This window comes from Streptomyces sp. NPDC057697 (assembly GCF_042799335.1).
Lineage (GTDB): Bacteria > Actinomycetota > Actinomycetes > Streptomycetales > Streptomycetaceae > Streptomyces.
On sequence record NZ_JBHVJA010000007.1, the window covers coordinates 282,666 to 297,909 of the forward strand.

Sequence of the window (15,244 nt, forward strand, 5' to 3'; positions counted from 1 at the left end):
GCTGACGACCCCTCAAGCGGTCAATAAAATAAGACAACATCGCGCCAATGATCCGCTGTTCGGGGGAAGTCCCCGGATAGGGTCATGTGCCAACGCGGAGCCGCGCGCCAGGCCTGGATGGTGGAATGCAGACACGGCGAGCTTAAACCTCGCTGCCCCTCGGGGGCGTACCGGTTCGAGTCCGGTTCCAGGCACCACTACTCACTGGCCGGCCGAGCCGGCGGAAGGCTCCGCCCGAAGCCGTTTCCGGGCCCGAGCGCCACTCGCAGCGTATGTCCCGTGGATCCAGCCTTCGCTCCCGTCGCTGGAGTGATGACGCCGTACCGGTTGGTCGGAACGTTACTTGACCGCGCGTCCGGAGGGTATGGGGCGAGCCGGTTTTCATAGGTGGCGCGGGGCGGACCGGTGGCCGACGCGCGGATGCCGTCCCGGACAGGTTTCCGCAAAGATCCTCCCCAAGCACTAGTCTGATTCTTTTGCCTACCCATTACTCTTGTGGGAAGGCCACGCAGGGTGGCCATGGAGGAGTGAGATGAGGAGCAGCAACCCGGTCTTCTCGCGACGGGGCTTCAGCCGCGACAACGGATACGCGGGCTTCAACACGGCGCCGCAGGCCGGGGCCCCCGCAGCGGGTGCCAACCCGTACGCGCAGGGCGCCGCCGCGAACCCGTACGCCACCAACCCCTACGCCCAGCCGGACGTCCAGCAGGGCGCCCCGCAGGCCCCGGCGCGCACCGGCGCGATGACGATCGACGACGTCGTCACCCGGACCGCGATCACGCTGGGCACCGTGGTGCTCGGTGCCGCGCTCGCCTGGGCGCTGCTGCCGGTCGACGAGGCCAACCTCGGCAAGTCGTACGGCATCGCGATCGGCGCCGCCCTGGTGGCGTTCGTCCTGTCGCTCGTCCAGTCCTTCAAGCGCAGGCCCGTGCCGGCGCTGATCGTCTCGTACGCGGCCTTCGAGGGCGTCTTCCTCGGAGTGATCTCCAGCGCGGTCAGCACGTACATCGGTCCGGGCGTCGTGATGCAGGCGGTGATGGGCACCATGTGTGTCTTCGCCGGTGTGCTGCTCGCGTACAAGATGCGCTGGATCCGTGTCACCCGCCGCTTCTACGGCTTCGTGATGGCCGCCGCCATGGGCTTCATGCTCCTGATGGTGGTCAACCTCCTGTTTGCCGTCTTCGGCGGCGGTGACGGCCTGGGCTTCCGCAGCGGCGGCCTCGGCATCCTCTTCGGCGTCATCGGGATCATCCTGGGCGCGTGCTTCCTGGCCCTGGACTTCAAGCAGGTCGAGGACGGCATCGCCTACGGCGCCCCCCGCGAGGAGTCCTGGCTGGCGGCCTTCGGCCTCACCATGACCCTGGTGTGGATCTACCTGGAGATGCTGCGTCTGCTCTCCATCCTGAGCGGCGACGACTGATCCCGCCCCGCACGACGGAAACGGCCCGCAGGCACTGCCTGCGGGCCGTTCCCGTCTCCCGGCCCGGCCCATCGTCGGACTGCCGTCTGCCGTCTGCCGTCTGCCGTCTGCCGTCCGGCGTCGCGTAGGGTCGCGGGGTGCTCGATACGACCCCGCTGATCATCGCCGTGGACCGATTCGCCGACCGGCTGCGCGCCGCCCCGCAGAGCCGCCTCCAGCGCGGTGCCGCCGCCGAAGGACTGGCCGCGGCCCGGGAACTGGCGCTGCGCGCCCAGCGGATCGAGGCACCGGACCGGGAGCCGCGCACCATGCCGGACGGGGGGATCTTCTCGGTCGGCGACCAGGTCGCCGTCGCGGGCCGCGATCTGGCGGTGGCACTGGAAACGGCCCCGTCGGCTGAGCTGGACGAGGCCGTGCGATACGTGGAGGAGGCGGCCGCGCGCGCGTTCGCGTAGCGGCGGGGGCGGCGGTCCGGGAGCCCTCGGGCGGGCGGCCGGCGAGGGCCGCTGCGTCCCGGACGCCGTGCGGTCAGAACGAGGCGATGACGCGGTCGGCGAGGATGTACACGTTCTCCTTGCCGCAGGAGAACGTCAGGGCGTAGGCACCGGACACACCGGAGCCGCCCAGCAGTACGGGATGCTCACCGGCGAGCAGCGAACCCGCCAGGCGCTCGGCCGTCTCGCGGTGGCCGGGGGTCATGCAGAGCGTGGTGCCGTCGGCGAAGACGTAGACATCGAGTGTGCCGAGCGGGCCGGGGCGCACATCGGCGAGCTCCGTACGGCTGTCGGCGAGCTCTTCGAGGCGGTTCACGGTCCGCTCGTGGTCGGTGACGACGGGGGTCTGCACCGGTACGAAGTCGGGGTGCGAGGGGTGCCTGCGGCGGGCGGCGGCCAGCTCGGGGGAGTCCTCGGCGTACTCCGCGGGGCCGGCCGGCTCGGTCAGCTCCGCGGTCTCCGTCAGCTCCACCAGCTCGTCCAGGGCCTCCGCGGCGTCGAGGTCCATCGCTTCGAGGCCCGCGAAGTCGGCCTGGCGGGGCATGAAGAACGGGATGTCCTCGGCCGCCCCGGTCAGCCCGCCCAGCAGGGACGGGGCGTCGGCGGCGTCCCGCGCTTCCTGGGTGGCCCAGAAGGCGCGGGCCTCGGCGAGCTCGCGCTCGCGCTCCTCGGCCAGCGCCTCGGCGACGGCCGCGCGTATCTCGGCGACCGGGGTGATGGTGCTGCGGCTCTGCGGGGGCACGACGGCACCGTGCGTACGGGCGTCGGCCAGCTCCGTACGAAGGGCCGTGACCTGCTTGCGCAGCCCGTGAGCGGCGTGCAGGGCAGCGGCGCCCACGGCCGTGGCGGCGGCGGTGGTCAGCAACAGGGCAAGAGACATGGCGCTCACTGACATACTCCCGGTTTCAATCGATCCCCCGACTTCCTACATCAGCTTGTGCCCTGCCTGCGCCCTGTGTCAGTGCATTACGTCACGAAATGGACAGGTCTTTGGGCCCGGGGTTTACCCCCGATGCCCGTGTGACCTGCGGGAATGACTCTCCCCCAGGACATAGGTCACATCCTGGGGGAGATTCGGTCACGGTCGGGGCTCGGAACCGGCCACTCGTGCGGCGCGGGTCCGCCGACGACTGTGCCGGGTCCGGCCCGGCCTCAGCTCAGCCGCTCGATGACCATCGCCATGCCCTGGCCACCGCCCACGCACATGGTCTCCAGGCCGAACTGCTTGTCGTGGAACTGGAGGCTGTTGATCAGCGTGCCGGTGATCCGGGCGCCCGTCATGCCGAAGGGGTGTCCGACGGCGATCGCGCCGCCGTTGACGTTGACCTTCTCCAGCGGCAGGCCGAGGTCGCGGTAGGAGGGGATCACCTGGGCGGCGAACGCCTCGTTGATCTCGGCCAGGTCGATGTCGTCGACGGTCAGCCCGGCCCGCTTCAGCGCCTGCTTGCTGGCCTCCACCGGTCCGTACCCCATGATCTCGGGGGAGAGGCCGCTGACGCCGGTGGAGACGATCCGCGCCAGCGGCGTCAGCCCCAGCTCGCGGGCCTTGGTGTCGGACATGATCACGAGGGCGGCGGCGCCGTCGTTGAGCGGGCAGCAGTTGCCCGCGGTGACCAGGCCGTCGGGGCGGAACACCGGCTTCAGGCCCTGCACGCCCTCCAGGGTGACGCCCGCGCGCGGTCCGTCGTCCTTCGAGACGACGGTGCCGTCCGGGGTGGTGACCGGGGTGATCTCGCGCTCCCAGAAGCCGTTCTTCAGGGCCTGCTCGGCGAGGTTCTGCGAGCGCACGCCGAACTCGTCCATGTCCTGGCGGGTGATGCCCTTGAGCCGGGCCAGGTTCTCCGCGGTCTGGCCCATCGCGATGTACGCGTCCGGGACCAGGCCGTCCTCGCGCGGGTCGTGCCAGTCGGCGCCCTCCTGCTCGGCGCGGGCCGCGGTGCGGGCCTCGGCGTCGGCGAACAGCGGGTTGTGCGTGTCCGGCCAGTTGTCGGAGTTGCCCTTCGCGAAGCGGGACACCATCTCGACACCGGCCGAGATGAAGACGTCGCCCTCGCCCGCCTTGATGGCGTGCAGCGCCATCCGGCTGGTCTGGAGGGAGGACGAGCAGTAGCGGGTGACCGTACAGCCCGGGAGGTGGTCCATGCCCAGCTGCACGGCGATGATGCGGCCCAGGTTGTTGCCCTGCTCGCCGCCGGGGAGGCCGCAGCCGAGCATCAGGTCGTCGATGTCCTTCGGATCCAGCTCGGGAACCTTCGCCAGGGCGGTCCGGATGATCGTGGCGGTCAGGTCGTCCGCGCGCAGCTCCTTCAGCGAGCCCTTGAAGGCCCGGCCGATCGGGGAACGGGCTGCAGAGACGATCACGGCTTCGGGCATCACGCGGCTCCATGAGGGCTGGAAGGCGGGTTCGGGCAGGTGCTGCTGACTTGGAAGTTACCTGTACGTAGGCGCTGGGTCACCGGGGAGCGCATGTGACGCCGACCTCTTTTCTAAGCGGTTGCTCAGGTCTCTCTCCGGGGGCCGCCCGGCCCTCTCCTCCGGGCGGCCGCCCGGCCGATGCGCTCTTGGCCGGACGGCCGCCCGGCCGCTCAGTTGGCCGGGAGATTGCGGGGCTTCCCGTGCGACTCCCCGGTCTCCCCGGTCTCTCCCGTCTTCGCCGCCGGGCCCGCCTCGGCGGTCTTCGTCCCGGTCTCCTGCCCCGCTGCCCCGGCCTCGTCGTGCGGCTCCGGGTGCGGGTGGGGATGGGGCTCCGTGGCCGCGGGCAGACGCCGCCGCCTGCGGTGCTTGAGGAGCGCCCAGGGGGCCCGCGCCCCAGTGACCTCCGTACCGGCCTCCCTGGCCGCCTGGGAGGCCGCCTTGGCCACCGGCAGCATGTCCTCGCGCCGGGCCCCGTCCAGACGGTCGGACTCCGGCCACAGGCCCAGCACCGCGCAGAGCGTGGGCAGCACCGCCATCGCCGCCGTGGCGTACCCCTCCGCCGACGGGTGGTAGTTGTCCGGGCCGAACAGCTCCCGCGGATTGGCCTCGAACTCCGGCCCGAGCAGATCGCCCAGCGACACCGTGCGCCCGCCCTGCTCCACCGAGCCGATCGTCTGGGCCGCGGCCAGCTGCCGGCTCACCCGCCGGGCCAGCCAGCGCAACGGCTGGTAGACCGGCTCGATCGTGCCCAGGTCCGGGCAGGTGCCGACCACGACCTCCGCACCCGCCGTACGCAGTCTGCGCACGGCGGTGGTCAGACAGCGCACCGACTGGGTCGCCGGCATCCGGTGCGTCACATCGTTCGCGCCGATCATGATCACGCAGACGTCGGGCGGTCGGGACGTGTCGGCGAGCAGCAGCGAGACCTGTCGCTCCAGATCGTCCGACCGGGCGCCCGGCTGTGCCACATTGCGCAGATCCACCGGCCGCTCGGAGACCGCGGCGAGCCCGGAGGCGAGCAGCGCCCCCGGGGTCTGACCGGCCCGGCGCACCCCCTGCCCGGCCGCCGTGGAGTCGCCCAGCAGCCCCAGCCGCAACGGGTCCGCGGGGCCGGCGAACGCCACCCCGTACCGCCCGTCCGCGCTCGGCGGAACCGGTGCGATCCCGCCGCCCACCTGCCGTTTCGCCAGCTGGACCTCCGCCAGCAGTACGCCCACCGCCGCGGCGCCGAGCAGCCCGATGCTGCCTCCGCCGTAGGCCGCGCCCGCTGCGATCCGCCGTGCCACCCTTGCTCTCGACACAGTCCGGTCCACCTCCTCGTCGCCGTACCGCCGTACTTACAGCTAACTGCCCCGCGGGAGCCGTCGCTCAATCGCTTCGCCCAATCCCGTGCCCGTACGCATACCCTTGCCGCACCATCTCGGAGACCCCGGAGTACACGGTGCAATTCCACGATTCGATGATCAGTCTCGTAGGCAATACCCCGCTGGTGAGGCTGCGCAGTGTGACGGCCGGCATCCAGGCGACGGTCCTGGCCAAGGTCGAGTACTTCAACCCCGGCGGTTCGGTCAAGGACCGCATCGCCCTGCGGATGATCGAGGCGGCCGAGCAGAGCGGCGAGCTCCGCCCCGGCGGCACGATCGTCGAGCCGACCAGCGGCAACACCGGCGTCGGTCTGGCGATCGTCGCCCAGCAGAAGGGGTACAAGTGCATCTTCGTCTGCCCGGACAAGGTGTCCACGGACAAGATCAATGTGCTGCGCGCCTACGGTGCCGAGGTCGTCGTCTGCCCGACGGCCGTTGACCCCGAGCATCCCGACTCCTACTACAACGTCTCCGACCGCCTGGTCCAGGAGACGCCGGGGGCCTGGAAGCCGGACCAGTACTCCAACCCCAACAACCCGCGTTCCCACTACGAGACCACCGGTCCCGAGCTGTGGGAGCAGACGGACGGGAAGATCACCCATTTCGTCGCGGGCGTCGGGACCGGCGGCACGATCAGCGGGACCGGCCGCTATCTGAAGGAGATCAGCGGCGGCTCGGTGAAGGTGATCGGCGCGGACCCGGAGGGCTCGGTCTACTCCGGCGGCTCCGGGCGCCCCTACCTCGTCGAGGGTGTCGGCGAGGACTTCTGGCCGAGCGCCTACGACCGTACGGTCACGGACGAGATCGTCGCCGTGTCCGACAAGGACTCCTTCCAGATGACCCGCCGCCTCGCCAAGGAGGAGGGCCTGCTGGTCGGCGGGTCCTGCGGGATGGCGGTGGTCGGCGCGCTGGAGGTCGCCAAGCGGCTCGGCCCGGACGACGTGGTCGTCGTCCTGCTGCCCGACAGCGGCCGCGGCTACCTGAGCAAGATCTTCAATGACGAGTGGATGGCCGACTACGGCTTCCTGGAGGACACCGGGCCGTCCGCACGCGTCGCCGATGTGCTCGACCACAAGGCCGGACCGATCCCGACGCTCGTCCACATGCACCCGGAGGAGACCGTCGGCGAGGCGATCGACGTGCTGCGCGAGTACGGCGTCTCGCAGATGCCGATCGTGAAGCCGGGCGCCGGGCACCCGGACGTGATGGCCGCCGAGGTCATCGGTTCGGTGGTGGAGCGGGAGCTGTTGAACGCGCTGTTCGCGCAGCGCGCCTCGCTCTCCGACCCGCTGGAGAAGCACATGTCGCCGCCGCTGCCGCAGGTCGGTTCGGGCGAGCCGGTCGAGGACCTGATGGCGGTGCTCGGCGGCACGAACGCCGCGGACGCGGCCATCGTGCTGGTGGAGGGCAAGCCCAAGGGCGTGGTCAGCCGCCAGGACCTGCTGGCGTTCCTCGCCAAGGACGCGGGGACCGGCAAGGCGTAGCCCGGGGGCCCGGCCTCGCGAAAAAGGCGCAGCCCGGGGCCCGGTTCCGCGAAAAAGGCGTAGCCCGGGGGCCCGGTTTCGCGAAAACGGTACGAGCGCGACACGTCCGCGCAGCACCGGCTTAACACGAGTCCGGCAGATTGACGGGTGTCGGCGGGGAGACCCACCGGCACCCGATACGGCGACACGGACTACGGAGCGGCTCCCGGACCTCCGACGTCGCCAGGACGCGGCGACCGGCCCTGACCCGGACCGTGTCCCTCGCGGGGACCGCCGCCGTCCCGCCCCCCGGGCGACCGGGGGTGCGGCGGCCCCCGCGACATGTCCCGGCCCCGCGGGCGCCGGACCGTTCGCCAGGCCGGGGCCGGCTCAGGAGGCCGGGGCCGGAGCCGGTGAGACGGACGCCCGTTCCTCCAGCAGCGCGATGCGTTCGGCGGTCTCGCTGCCGGGCTCCGGGGTGTAGACCACCAGGCACTGATCGGGATCACCGGCCGCGCCGAGCGTCTCGTAGGGGAGCACGAGCCCGCCCACGAGCGGATGATCCACGCGCTTGACGCCGTAGGTCTTCGACTTCACCTGGTGATCCGCCCACAGCCTGCGGAAGTCCTCGCTCTTCCGGGACAGCTCATCGACCAGCGTCGTCAGTCTCCGGTCATCGGGGTGCAGCCCCGCGTCCAGACGCAGATGCGCCACGGTCTCCGCCGCCACCGCCGCCCAGTCCGGGTACAGCTCGCGTGCGGCCGGTTCCAGGAACACCTGGCGCGGCATGTTCCGTTCGGCGGCGGGCATCCGGGAGAAGCCGACGAGGGCGTCCCCCAGCGCGTTCCAGGCCAGCACGTCCATCCGTCGGCCCAGGACGAACGCCGGGGCCGCGGCGAGCGAGTCCAGCACCCGGAGCAGACCGGGCCGGACCCGCTGGGCGGAGGCCGGGGCGGAGGCGCGCGACCGGGGGCGGGCCACGGTACGCAGATACGCGTGCTCCGTCTCGTCCAGCCGCAGCACCCGGGCGATCGAGTCGAGCACCGCGTCCGAGACGCTCGGGCCGCGTCCCTGCTCCAGCCGGATGTAGTAGTCGACGCTCACCCCCGCGAGCTGAGCGACCTCCTCGCGGCGGAGTCCGGGCACCCGCCGTCGGCCGTATGCCCGGAGCCCCACTTCCCCGGGCTGGATGCGGGCCCGCCGCGAGCGGAGGAAGTCACCGAGGTCAGCGTCCATGGCACTGATCGTAGAAGATCGCCGAAGAGGGCCGATGGCGCCGACCGCGTGGACAGGGCCCCTGGCGCCGACCAGAAAAGACCGTCCACAAGGACCGTCCACAAGGACCGTCCACAAGGACCCACCACGAAGGCCGACCAGAAAACGCCGACCAATAAAAGAAGGAGCGGGCGCGGAAGAGCGGCAGGGAGGTCATGGCGCCGGCCAGGAAAGAAAGAAGGACGGGCCTCGAACCTGGTACTGGCGGACCCAGGAACAGCGTCGCCCTGGCTGGGCCCCGGGCAGCCGCGGAGAGTGGAACCGGGCCCGGGGAAGCGCTCCGGCCCGCGACCGCCCAAGGAGCACGGACATGTCGTACGAGACCCTCGCGGGCCGCACCGCCGTCATCACCGGAGCCGCCAGCGGCATGGGTGGCGCGACCGCCCGGCTGCTCGCCGCACAGGGGGTCGGGGTCGCCCTGCTGGCCCGGCGCGCGGAGCGGCTGGAGGAGCTGGCCGCCGAGATCGGGGCGGCGGGCGGCCAGGCGCTCGCCGTCCCCACCGACATCACCGACCAGACGTCCGTCGACGCCGCCGTCGAGCGGGTGCACCGCGCCTTCGGCCCGGTGGACCTTGTGGTCAACGCGGCCGGTGTGATGCTGCCGAATCCGGTGGACGCGGGCCGGACGGACGAGTGGCAGCGGATGATCGACACCAATGTGACGGGCGCCCTGCGGATCATCCGGGCGTTCACGGCCGACCTGGTGGCGGCGGCCGCCGAGGGGCGCACCGCGGACCTGGTGAACATCTCGTCCATCGGCGCGCACGTCACGTTCCCCCATTACGCGGTCTACGGGGCGACGAAGGCCGCGCTGACGTACCTGTCGGCATCGCTGCGCACCGAGTTCGGGCCGCGCGACGTCCGGGTCACCAACATCGAGCCGGGCCTCACCGACACGGAGCTGGCCGGGCACATCGACAACGCCGAGCTGAGCGGGCAGATCGACGGCATGTTCGAAGCGCTGGGCGGGCTCTCCGCCGACGAGATCGCCGATCTGATCGCCTACGCCACCAGCAGGGCGCGCCACATCAACCTGCGCCAGCTGATCGTGCAGCCCACCCGCCAGGCGTAGGGCCGCGCCGCCCGGGACCGGGGCGGGGCTCGGCTCCGTCAGTCCTCCCAGTCGGACTCCGTACGCGCGGCGCGGCGCGTGAAGCGCGGCCGGGCGGCGTACACGGCGTTGACCGCGACGATGCCGAGCCAGGCGACGACCAGGCCCGCCGTGTGGGCGGTCGAGGCGCCGATCGCCGACAGCGGGACGGCCAGGACCAGCGAGATGATCCCGAAGCCGTAGCGCTCGCCGAAGTTCCCCAGGGGGTGCGGCGGGTGCGGGTCCCGGACGAGGCTCACCCGCTGCTCGGCGAGATGGCGCCGGACGCGGCGGTCGAGCGTGGTGTCGAGCCGCTGCTCGACCTTCTCCAGAAAGGACTCGACGAGAGCGGGCTCGTACTCCGACCCCAGCTCGCTACGGGCCTGCAGGGCAGCATCGAGCTCGTTCCTGAGCTCGGGGTCACGGGCTTTCATAGCCTTTACGGTACGAATCGAGGCGGTCCCGGGCAGTGGGGCTAACCCCCCTCTTCGGCCCCCGGGTGCCCCGGCCTCCCGGCCGCGTACGGACGCCCCGGGCACCGGCCCGCGTACCGGCCGACGCGGACCGGCTACAGCACCGGCCGACGCGGACCGGCTGCATATGGACATGCAGACGGCTTGCTGGCTGAATGGATTGGTCGGCGCCGGATCGCGGCGCGACGGATCTACCGAGGGGACAGCATGAGCGGGAGCAGCCCGGCCGCGCGGTTGCAGCAGCTCTTCGAGGGGCGCCGGCTCACACCCACCCAGCGGCGCATCGCGCACTCGATGGTGCGCCGGGCCGGGGACGTCCCGTTCCTGTCGAGCGTGGAGCTGGCAGAGCTCGCCGGGGTCAGCCAGCCGTCCGTCACCCGCTTCGCCGTGGCGCTCGGCTTCGACGGCTATCCGGCGCTCCGCAGACACCTGCGGGAGGTCGCCCCGGCCGGTCCCGACGCGGCGGGCGGGGGCGACGCGTACAACGAGTACCAGCAGGCCGTACTCGGCGAGATCGAGAACCTGCGGCATCTGGCCGAACTGCTCGCCGACCCCGGGCCCGTCGAGCGGGCGGGCAGGCTGCTGGCGGCCTCGCGCCCGCTGCCGGTGCTCGGGCTGCGCGCCGCCTCCTCGCAGGCGCGGGGATTCGGTTACTTCGCGGCCAAGGTCCACCCCGACGTCCGGGTGCTCGACGAGGGCGGCAGCATGCTGCGCGACCGGATCGACGCCGCACGGCGGGCCGGTGCCACCGCGCTCATCTGCTTCGCGCTGCCCCGGCACCCCAAGGAGATGGTGGACGCCCTCGCCTACGCGCAGGGGCAGGGGCTCGCCGTGGTGTCGGTGGCGGACTCCGCCTTCGCGCCCGTCGCCAGGCACAGCGACCTGCTGATCCCGGCCGCCGTAGGCACCGGGCTTGCCTTCGACACGGCGTGCGCGCCCATGCTGCTGGGGCGGGTGCTGCTGGAGGCGATGTGCGACGACCTGCCCGACGCACAGGCGCGGCTGGAGGAGTTCGACGCGAGGGCGGCGGCGCGGGGACTCTTCGTGGAGTGACGGGCCCGGGGCGCCCACCAGGCCGGGGCGGCGGAAGGGGCGGAAGCAACGGAAGTGGCGGAGATGACGGACCGGACGGGGCCGCCCGTGCGGAGCGGTGGGCCGACGGGACCGGGAGGGCCGGGCCCCGGGCGGCCGGTGGACAAGGGCACGGTGCTGGAGCTGCTGCCGGGAACCGGCGTACTGCTACCGGACGGGGCCGGGGTGCTGCGGTTCGGGACGGGGGCCGAGGCCACCCGTGACCTGCTGACCGCGACGGCGTCCAGGGTCCACCCGGGGATGCGGTGCGGGTCCCTGACCCTCAAGGAGTACTCCGAACTCCGCCACGCCCATGACGCCTGGCTCGGTGGCTACCTCTTCCAGCCCGACTGGAACACCGTGGCCCATTTCGACGGGCTCCGGCTGCTGTCGGCCGGTGGAGGCCCGGACGCGGCGGACGCGCTCGCGCGTATCGAGGTGTGGCGCGAGCCCCCGTCGTCGGAGGCGGCCGGGACCGCCGTGGTGTGGGACGGCGTCGACCTGTTCGGGCACCCGGCCGAGGAGACCCTCCGGGTGCTCCCGGAGGCGGTACGGCTGCCGGGGCCGCGGACCGACGCGACCGTGCCCGCGCTCGGGCTGCGCCTGGAGGGGGACGGGGCAGCGGGCACCCCGTGGCGGCGGCTGTCGATGGCCGGCCCGGAGCCCGACGGCTGGGGGCGCTGCTGCGGCGGCCGCTCCCGCTGTGCCCGGGGCGGCGACGGGATGGTGGGGCTCATGCGTTGAGTGAGGCGCGGGGCGCGGCGGCCACGCGACGGGATGGTGGGGCTCATGCGCTGAGGGAGGCGCTGGGCGCGGCGGCCACGCGACGGGATGGTGGGGCTCATGCGCTGAGGGAGGCGCTGGGCGCGGCGGCCACCGCGACTTCGCCGATTCTCAGGCGCCCCTCATCTGCGGCCACTAATCTCCGGGCCGGAAAGGCTCACCAGGAGCTGCGGAGAGGGGTACGGACGTGGGGCGCGGAGCGCAGTCGTTGGCGAGGGTGGCCGTGGTCGTACGGGCCGGAGCCGCACCGATGTGGTGGCCGGGGCTGCTGGCCGCGGCGATCGGCGCGCTGGTGCCGGGGCTCACCGGACGCCGGATCGGTCTGCTGTCCGGGGCCGCGCTGTTCCTGGTCACCGCGGCCGTGGTGGCGCTCGTCCGCAGCCGGAGGTACGCCGCGCTGGCCGGGGGCGCGACGCGTGCCGGGCGCTCCGACTTCCTCCAGGACCGGGCCGTGACCGTACGCGGCTGGCGGTGCGCGCACCGGTGGTGGCTGCTCGGCGCGTTCCTCGTGGCGGTGGCGAGCGCGTTCCTGCTGCCCGGGGCCGGCGGGATGGTGCTCGCCGGGGCGGGCGCCGGGCTCTGGATCAAGGCCGTCCGGATCGGGCGGCGCGAGCAGCGGGACGACGTCCTGTACTGGGTGCGGACCGACTGGGTGGAGCGCGGACGGCCCGCGGGCAAGCGTGTGAAGGGATACCGGACGACCGGCCCGATGGCGGGGGACGCCGCGCCCGGCGGGGCGCGGCGCAGGCGCTGAGCCGCCCGTCGTGCCTCCGGCCGTCAGGGACGGGGCGGCAGCGGTCCGGACTGCGGGGGCAGCTGCCTGGGGGAGGGGACCGAGGGGGCGGAGCAGGTGGCGCGGCGGTGCGCGGCGTCCAGCAGCTCGCCGATCAGGGCACCTGCCCGGCGGCCTTCGAAGTGGAGGTCGTCGATGTCGATCCGGTCCTCGGCGAGCAGGGTGAGCACGGCCGAGTGGCCCGCCGTGTACGAGGCGATGCAGCCGGACTCGCACCGTACGAGCAGTTCGCCGAAGCCGCCCCGGCCGGTGGCCTCCGTCATCCTGACCGCGACCCCGAGCGCGGTCGCGGTCAGTGCGGCGAAGCGCTCGGTCTCCAGGCCCGGCGCGTCATGGGCCAGGACGAGCCCGTCGGTACCGGCGACCAGGGTGCCGGACAGGAGCGGGACCCCGGCCCGTAATCGCCGGAGTTCGGCCAGGACGTCGGGCGCCCCGGCCTCGGGTGCCATCGGCTGCTTCGTCCCGGCGCGCAGTCGGAGTGCTCGGATCACAGGGGCCTCCCATGAATCTCGTGGCCGGGACGGCGGAGCGGACCCGTGCCCGCTCCGCCGTCCCGGCTGGGTGTGACCATGAGGCTACGCAACGTGCCCGCCTCCGGAAGGGGTTCAGAACTTTCCCCCGGCACATGCCGGAGGCGTACGGGGGTGCGCGGAGGGCGCGCGAGCTGCGCGTGGGCCGAGCTGTGCGCGGGGTGGGCGCAAACGCTGCCCCCGTGCGACGGCGCAGAGCTGTTGACTACGAGTATTCAGACATCCAGGATGTGAATAGGAGACTTACAGTCGCGAGGAGGCACCGCCATGTCAGGACCCCGCCCCGTACGGGCACCGCGCGGTACGGAACTGAGCGCCCTGGGATGGCAGCAGGAGGCCGCCCTGCGCATGCTGCAGAACAACCTCGACCCCGAGGTCGCCGAGCACCCCGACAAGCTCGTCGTCTACGGCGGCACCGGCAAGGCGGCCCGCGACTGGCGCTCGTTCGACGCGATGGTGCGCACGCTGCGGACGCTCAAGCAGGACGAGACGATGCTTGTCCAGTCCGGCCGCCCGGTCGGCGTGATGCAGACCCACGAATGGGCGCCGCGCGTCCTGATCGCCAATTCCAACCTGGTCGGCGACTGGGCGAACTGGGAGGAGTTCCGCCGCCTGGAGGCGCTCGGGCTCACCATGTACGGCCAGATGACCGCCGGGTCGTGGATCTACATCGGCACGCAGGGCATCCTCCAGGGCACGTACGAGACGTTCGCCGCCGTCGCGGCGAAGAAGTTCGGCGGGACGCTGGCCGGCACGATCACCCTGACCGCCGGGCTCGGCGGCATGGGCGGCGCCCAGCCGCTCGCCGTGACCATGAACGACGGCGTCGTGATCTGTATCGACTGCGACCCGCGTGCCATCGAGCGCCGGATCGAGCACCGGTACCTGGATGTGCGCGCCGACTCCCTGGAGCACGCGCTCCAGCTGGCCACCGAGGCCCGGGACGCCCGCCGTCCGCTCTCCATCGGTCTGCTGGGCAACGCGGCGGAGCTGCTGCCGCGGATGCTCGCCGAGGGCGCCCCGATCGACATCGTCACCGACCAGACCAGCGCGCACGACCCGCTGTCCTACCTCCCGCTCGGCGTCGACTTCGACGACATGGCCGCGTACGCCACCGAGAAGCCCGCCGACTTCACCCGGCGCGCACGGGAGTCGATGGCCAGGCACGTCGAGGCGATGGTCGGCTTCATGGACGCCGGGGCCGAGGTCTTCGACTACGGCAACTCCATCCGCGGCGAGGCCCGACTCGCCGGGTACGAGCGGGCCTTCGACTTCCCCGGCTTCGTGCCCGCCTACATCCGGCCGCTCTTCTGCGAGGGCAAGGGGCCGTTCCGCTGGGCGGCGCTCTCCGGCGAGGCGTCGGACATCCACAAGACCGACAAGGCGATGCTCGAACTCTTCCCGGAGAACGAGTCGCTCCACCGCTGGATCAGGATGGCCGGCGAGCGCGTCCACTTCCAGGGGCTGCCCGCCCGCATCTGCTGGCTCGGCTACGGCGAGCGCGACCGGGCCGGGGAGCGGTTCAACGACATGGTGGCCAGTGGTGAGCTGGCCGCGCCGCTGGCCATCGGGCGCGACCACCTGGACTGCGGCTCCGTGGCCTCCCCGTACCGGGAGACCGAGGCCATGCTCGACGGGTCCGACGCGATCGCCGACTGGCCGCTGCTGAACGCCATGGTCAACGTGGCGTCCGGGGCCTCCTGGGTCTCCATCCACCACGGCGGCGGCGTCGGGATGGGGCGCTCCATCCACGCCGGGCAGGTGACCGTCGCCGACGGCACGAAGCTCGCGGGCGAGAAGATCCGCCGGGTGCTCACCAACGACCCCGGCATGGGCGTCATCCGGCACGTCGACGCCGGGTACGACATCGCGGAGTCGGTCGCCGAGGACAAGAACGTGCGGGTGCCGATGCGGGAGGACGGACAGTGAGCCTGCCTCCCGGGGGCGCGCACGGGCGCAAGGCCGGGGCCGGGGGCGCGCACGGGCCCGAGGCCGCGCGCGGGCGCGGTGCCGGTGCCGGTGCCGGGGACGAAGCCATGGTCCGAAACGGGAACACCGCAGCGAACGCCACCG

14 protein-coding genes and 1 tRNA gene are annotated in these 15,244 nt (G+C 72.5%); 9 read left to right on the plus strand and 6 right to left on the minus strand.

Features of this window, described 5'->3' with window-relative positions; genetic code table 11:
- Positions 1–111: 111 nt before the first annotated feature.
- The 3 genes from ACFVFH_RS20555 to ACFVFH_RS20565 all read left to right on the plus strand — a co-directional run bounded on the left by ACFVFH_RS20555 (position 112) and on the right by ACFVFH_RS20565 (position 1,875).
- Positions 112–197 (plus strand) — tRNA-Leu (locus ACFVFH_RS20555).
- Positions 198–532: 335 nt separating this feature from the next.
- Positions 533–1,420, plus strand: a complete 888-nt coding sequence (locus ACFVFH_RS20560) for a Bax inhibitor-1/YccA family protein (RefSeq protein WP_383770550.1) — start codon at positions 533–535, stop codon at positions 1,418–1,420.
- 137 nt (positions 1,421–1,557) lie between these two features.
- Complete coding sequence (locus ACFVFH_RS20565; RefSeq protein ID WP_383770553.1) at positions 1,558–1,875, plus strand: hypothetical protein; 318 nt, start codon at positions 1,558–1,560, stop codon at positions 1,873–1,875.
- A gap of 73 nt (positions 1,876–1,948) precedes the next feature.
- Here ACFVFH_RS20565 and ACFVFH_RS20570 read toward each other — a convergent pair whose 3' ends face one another.
- The 3 genes from ACFVFH_RS20570 to ACFVFH_RS20580 form a co-directional block, all read right to left on the minus strand.
- A complete protein-coding gene (locus ACFVFH_RS20570; protein ID WP_383770555.1) occupies positions 1,949–2,794 on the minus strand; it encodes a hypothetical protein in 846 nt (281 codons plus the stop codon).
- 272 nt (positions 2,795–3,066) lie between these two features.
- A complete protein-coding gene (locus ACFVFH_RS20575; RefSeq protein WP_383770558.1) occupies positions 3,067–4,287 on the minus strand; it encodes an acetyl-CoA C-acetyltransferase in 1,221 nt (406 codons plus the stop codon).
- 212 nt (positions 4,288–4,499) lie between these two features.
- A complete protein-coding gene (locus tag ACFVFH_RS20580) occupies positions 4,500–5,615 on the minus strand; it encodes an SGNH/GDSL hydrolase family protein (RefSeq protein WP_383770760.1) in 1,116 nt (371 codons plus the stop codon).
- A 155-nt stretch (positions 5,616–5,770) separates the two neighbouring features.
- Between ACFVFH_RS20580 and ACFVFH_RS20585 the strand changes: the two genes are divergently transcribed.
- Complete coding sequence (locus ACFVFH_RS20585; RefSeq protein WP_383770561.1) at positions 5,771–7,177, plus strand: cystathionine beta-synthase; 1,407 nt, start codon at positions 5,771–5,773, stop codon at positions 7,175–7,177.
- A gap of 369 nt (positions 7,178–7,546) precedes the next feature.
- Here ACFVFH_RS20585 and ACFVFH_RS20590 read toward each other — a convergent pair whose 3' ends face one another.
- Entirely contained in the window at positions 7,547–8,392 is an 846-nt protein-coding gene (locus ACFVFH_RS20590) for a helix-turn-helix transcriptional regulator (RefSeq protein WP_383770564.1), read from the minus strand.
- A 349-nt stretch (positions 8,393–8,741) separates the two neighbouring features.
- Between ACFVFH_RS20590 and ACFVFH_RS20595 the strand changes: the two genes are divergently transcribed.
- Positions 8,742–9,503: an SDR family oxidoreductase gene (locus ACFVFH_RS20595; RefSeq protein WP_383770566.1), complete on the plus strand. Its 762-nt coding sequence runs from the start codon at positions 8,742–8,744 to the stop codon at positions 9,501–9,503.
- Between the two features lie 38 nt (positions 9,504–9,541).
- On the opposite strand, the gene ACFVFH_RS20600 is transcribed toward ACFVFH_RS20595, so the two are convergent.
- Entirely contained in the window at positions 9,542–9,955 is a 414-nt protein-coding gene (locus tag ACFVFH_RS20600; RefSeq protein ID WP_383770569.1) for a hypothetical protein, read from the minus strand.
- A 273-nt stretch (positions 9,956–10,228) separates the two neighbouring features.
- On the opposite strand from ACFVFH_RS20600, the gene ACFVFH_RS20605 reads away from it, so the two are divergent.
- The 3 genes from ACFVFH_RS20605 (at position 10,229) to ACFVFH_RS20615 (ending at position 12,602) form a co-directional block, all read left to right on the plus strand.
- Positions 10,229–11,047, plus strand: a complete 819-nt coding sequence (locus tag ACFVFH_RS20605) for a MurR/RpiR family transcriptional regulator (protein WP_383770762.1) — start codon at positions 10,229–10,231, stop codon at positions 11,045–11,047.
- Positions 11,048–11,185: 138 nt separating this feature from the next.
- Positions 11,186–11,809, plus strand: a complete 624-nt coding sequence (locus ACFVFH_RS20610; RefSeq protein ID WP_383770572.1) for a hypothetical protein — start codon at positions 11,186–11,188, stop codon at positions 11,807–11,809.
- Between the two features lie 256 nt (positions 11,810–12,065).
- On the plus strand, positions 12,066–12,602 hold the full coding sequence (locus ACFVFH_RS20615) for a hypothetical protein (RefSeq protein ID WP_383770765.1): 537 nt from the start codon (positions 12,066–12,068) through the stop codon (positions 12,600–12,602).
- Between the two features lie 23 nt (positions 12,603–12,625).
- Here the strand turns inward: ACFVFH_RS20615 and ACFVFH_RS20620 are convergent, their stop codons facing one another.
- On the minus strand, positions 12,626–13,090 hold the full coding sequence (locus ACFVFH_RS20620) for a roadblock/LC7 domain-containing protein (RefSeq protein WP_383770768.1): 465 nt from the start codon (positions 13,088–13,090) through the stop codon (positions 12,626–12,628).
- A gap of 348 nt (positions 13,091–13,438) precedes the next feature.
- Between ACFVFH_RS20620 and hutU the strand changes: the two genes are divergently transcribed.
- Complete coding sequence (gene hutU / locus ACFVFH_RS20625) at positions 13,439–15,100, plus strand: urocanate hydratase (RefSeq protein WP_383770574.1); 1,662 nt, start codon at positions 13,439–13,441, stop codon at positions 15,098–15,100.
- The last annotated feature ends 144 nt before the right edge of the window (positions 15,101–15,244 follow it).

Excerpts from the sequence above, each read along its gene's own strand:
- ACFVFH_RS20560 (WP_383770550.1), top strand. The coding sequence starts at position 533 with ATGAGGAGCAGCAACCCGGTCTTCTCGCGACGGGGCTTCAGCCGCGAC.
- ACFVFH_RS20570 (WP_383770555.1), bottom strand. The coding sequence starts at position 2,794 with ATGTCTCTTGCCCTGTTGCTGACCACCGCCGCCGCCACGGCCGTGGGC.
- ACFVFH_RS20575 (WP_383770558.1), bottom strand. The coding sequence starts at position 4,287 with ATGCCCGAAGCCGTGATCGTCTCTGCAGCCCGTTCCCCGATCGGCCGG.
- ACFVFH_RS20590 (WP_383770564.1), bottom strand. The coding sequence starts at position 8,392 with ATGGACGCTGACCTCGGTGACTTCCTCCGCTCGCGGCGGGCCCGCATC.
- ACFVFH_RS20595 (WP_383770566.1), top strand. The coding sequence starts at position 8,742 with ATGTCGTACGAGACCCTCGCGGGCCGCACCGCCGTCATCACCGGAGCC.
- ACFVFH_RS20600 (WP_383770569.1), bottom strand. The coding sequence starts at position 9,955 with ATGAAAGCCCGTGACCCCGAGCTCAGGAACGAGCTCGATGCTGCCCTG.
- ACFVFH_RS20620 (WP_383770768.1), bottom strand. The coding sequence starts at position 13,090 with ATGGCACCCGAGGCCGGGGCGCCCGACGTCCTGGCCGAACTCCGGCGA.
- hutU (WP_383770574.1), top strand. The coding sequence starts at position 13,439 with ATGTCAGGACCCCGCCCCGTACGGGCACCGCGCGGTACGGAACTGAGC.